The 3,178-nt window shown below is 59.1% G+C and carries 3 protein-coding genes; 1 reads left to right on the top strand and 2 read right to left on the bottom strand.

Translation table 11 applies throughout. The features are described from left to right. Positions 1 to 529, bottom strand: a 529-nt coding sequence (locus DBR18_RS28645; RefSeq protein WP_371921063.1) for a cation:dicarboxylate symporter family transporter, incomplete at its 3' end; no start/stop codon positions are given. 241 nt (positions 530 to 770) lie between these two features. Here DBR18_RS28645 and DBR18_RS03045 point away from each other — a divergent pair. Then, complete coding sequence (locus DBR18_RS03045; RefSeq protein WP_108589202.1) at positions 771 to 1,826, top strand: phosphorylcholine phosphatase; 1,056 nt, start codon at positions 771 to 773, stop codon at positions 1,824 to 1,826. Between the two features lie 216 nt (positions 1,827 to 2,042). Here the strand turns inward: DBR18_RS03045 and DBR18_RS28640 are convergent. Next, positions 2,043 to 3,178 (bottom strand): dihydroxy-acid dehydratase (locus DBR18_RS28640; protein WP_256588504.1); only part of this gene is annotated, 1,136 nt, incomplete at its 5' end.

Below are 3,178 nucleotides of genomic sequence, written 5' to 3'. Positions count from 1 at the left end.
CAAACGGGTTCTGCGGGATGAACGACAGCAGCAGCTGCGGCACATTCAGGTCGGCGACCTTGCCGGCGTAGTCGGTCTGAATGGTTTGCAGACGGGCCATTTCCTGCGTGCCGGCGACCAGACCTTCGGCGGTGAGGCCGAACAGGTTGGTCAGGCCGATACCGATCAGCGCCGCGATCGCGGTGGTGAACAGCAGGGTGCCGATGGTCAGGAAGCTGATCTTGCCCAGCGACGACGCGTTGTGCAGACGCGCGACCGCACTGAGGATCGAGGCGAACACCAGCGGGATCACGATCATTTGCAGCAACTGCACGTAACCGTTGCCGACCAGATCGAACCAGCCGATCGAGGCTTTCAGCACCGGGTGGCCGGCGCCGTAAACGGTGTGCAGGGCCACGCCGAACGCCACGCCGAGCACCAGCGCGAGCAGGACTTTTTTCGCCAGGCTCCAGGTGGTGTGGCGGGTTTGCGCCAGACCGAAGAGCAGGGCGAGGAACACCAGCAGATTGAGGATCAGCGGCAGATTCATGAAGACTCCGATAAGACTTGTGCCAGTCACCTTCTTGGGCAACTGCGAACCGGCAAGCCTAACAGTTTGATTTCCAATGAATTAATACCGAAATCGCAGGTCGTCCGTCGTTTTTGGAATAAGCGGTTGTCGTTATCGGCAATGCAACTGGCGTTGAGAAGACGTAAGCGGTCGCTGACAGACGAGGACTGTCACACTTATTTGTTAGCGTCGATGTCTTTCAGTCAGGGAGAAAACGCCGATGAAGTTCGCACCGAAAATGCTCGCTGTGGTTCTTGGATTGGGCTTGGCCGCTCACGCATTCGCCACCGATCTGAAGCACTGGCCCGCGGATCAGGCCAAGGCCCTGGACGCGATGATCGCCGCCAACGCCAACAAGGGTAACTACGCGGTGTTCGACATGGACAACACCAGTTACCGCTACGACCTCGAAGAGTCCTTGTTGCCGTTCATGGAAAACAAGGGCCTGATCACCCGCGACAAACTTGATCCCTCCCTGAAACTGATGCCGTTCAAAGACACCGCTGACCACAAGGAAAGCCTGTTCAGTTATTACTATCGCCTGTGCGAAGTCGATGACATGGTCTGCTACCCGTGGGTGGCGCAGGTGTTCTCCGGCTTCACCCTCAAGGAACTCAAAGGCTACGTCGATGAGCTGATGGCGTCGGGCAAACCGGTGCCGGCGACCTACTACGAAGGCGATGTGGTGAAGAGCATCGACGTGCAGCCGCCGAAGGTCTTCACCGGCCAGGCCGAGCTGTACAACAAACTGATGGAAAACGGCATTGAGGTCTACGTGATGACCGCCGCTTCCGAAGAGCTGGTGCGCATGGTCGCGGCCGATCCGAAGTATGGCTACAACGTCAAACCGCAGAACGTGATCGGCGTGACCATGTTGCTGAAGAACCGCGAAACCGGCGAACTGACCACTGCGCGCAAACAGATCACCGCAGGCAAGTATGACGAGAAGGCCAACCTCGGCCTCGAACTGACCCCGTACCTGTGGACCCCGGCGACGTGGATGGCCGGCAAGCACGCGGCGATCCTGACCTACATCGACGAATGGAAGAAACCGGTGCTGGTCGGCGGCGACACCCCGAGCAGCGACGGTTACATGCTGTTCCACGATGTGGATGTGGCCAAGGGCGGCATTCACCTGTGGGTCAACCGCAAGGACAAATACATGACTCAGCTCAACGGCATGATGGCCAAGCATGCAGCGGCGCAGGCGAAGGAAGGGTTGCCGGTGACGGCGGACAAGAACTGGGTGATCGTCAAACCAGAGGAAATCCAGTAACCCCACAATCCTTTGTAGGAGCTGCCGCAGGCTGCGATCTTTTGATCTTGCCCTTAAAAACAAGATCAAAAGATCGCAGCCTGCGGCAGCTCCTACATGGGGTGGTTTTTCAAAAGATCGCAGCCTGCGGCAGCTCCTACATGGGGTGGTTTTCAAGCATCAGGCAAAAAAATGCCCCGCACTTGGCGGGGCATTTTTGTTTCGGCGATTTGACGCTTACAGGCCGTCGAGCATCGCCTTGTTACGCACCGCACCCTTGTCGGCGCTGGTCGCCAGCAGGGCGTAGGCCTTTAGAGCGGTGGTCACTTTACGCGGACGTTGTTCGACCGGTTTCCAGCCTTTCTTGTCCTGCTCGACCCGGCGTGCAGCCAGTTCCTCATCGCTGACCAACAGGTTGATTGAGCGGTTCGGGATGTCGATCAGCACTTTGTCGCCGTCCTGTACCAGACCGATCGCGCCACCGGCCGCAGCCTCTGGCGAGGCGTGACCGATGGACAGGCCGGAAGTACCGCCGGAGAAGCGACCGTCGGTGAGCAATGCACACGCTTTGCCCAGACCTTTGGATTTCAGGTAAGAAGTCGGGTAGAGCATTTCCTGCATGCCCGGGCCACCTTTCGGGCCTTCGTAACGAATGATGACGATATCGCCTTCCTTCACTTCGTCGGCGAGGATGCCGCGCACCGCGCTGTCCTGGCTTTCAAAGATCTTCGCGTTGCCTTCGAAGACATGGATCGACTCGTCGACGCCGGCGGTTTTCACCACGCAACCGTCGAGAGCGATGTTGCCGTACAGCACGGCCAGGCCGCCTTCTTTCGAATAGGCGTGTTCGAAGCTGCGGATGCAGCCGTTTTCGCGGTCGTCATCCAGGGTTTCCCAACGGGTCGACTGGCTGAATGCGGTCTGGGTCGGGATACCGGCAGGGCCAGCCTTGAAGAAGTGATGCACGGCTTCATCGTCGGTCTGGGTGATGTCCCATTTGGCGATGGCTTCTTCCATGCTGCGGCTGTGCACGGTCGGCAGGTCGGTGTGCAGCAGGCCGCCACGGGCCAGCGAGCCGAGGATGCTGAAGATGCCGCCGGCGCGGTGCACGTCTTCCATGTGGTACTTCTGGATGTTCGGCGCAACCTTGCACAGTTGCGGCACGCTGCGCGAGAGACGGTCGATGTCGCGCAAGTCGAAATCGATCTCGGCTTCCTGGGCGGCAGCCAGCAAGTGCAGGATGGTGTTGGTCGAACCGCCCATGGCGATGTCGAGCATCATCGCGTTCTCGAACGCCTTGAAGTTGGCGATGTTGCGCGGCAGCACGGATTCGTCGTTTTCGCCGTAGTAACGCTTGCACAGTTCGACGATGG

It is taken from the genome of Pseudomonas sp. HMWF021 (assembly GCF_003061005.1).
Taxonomy (GTDB): Bacteria; Pseudomonadota; Gammaproteobacteria; order Pseudomonadales; family Pseudomonadaceae; genus Aquipseudomonas.
This window is presented reverse-complemented; position numbering and strand designations above follow the sequence as displayed.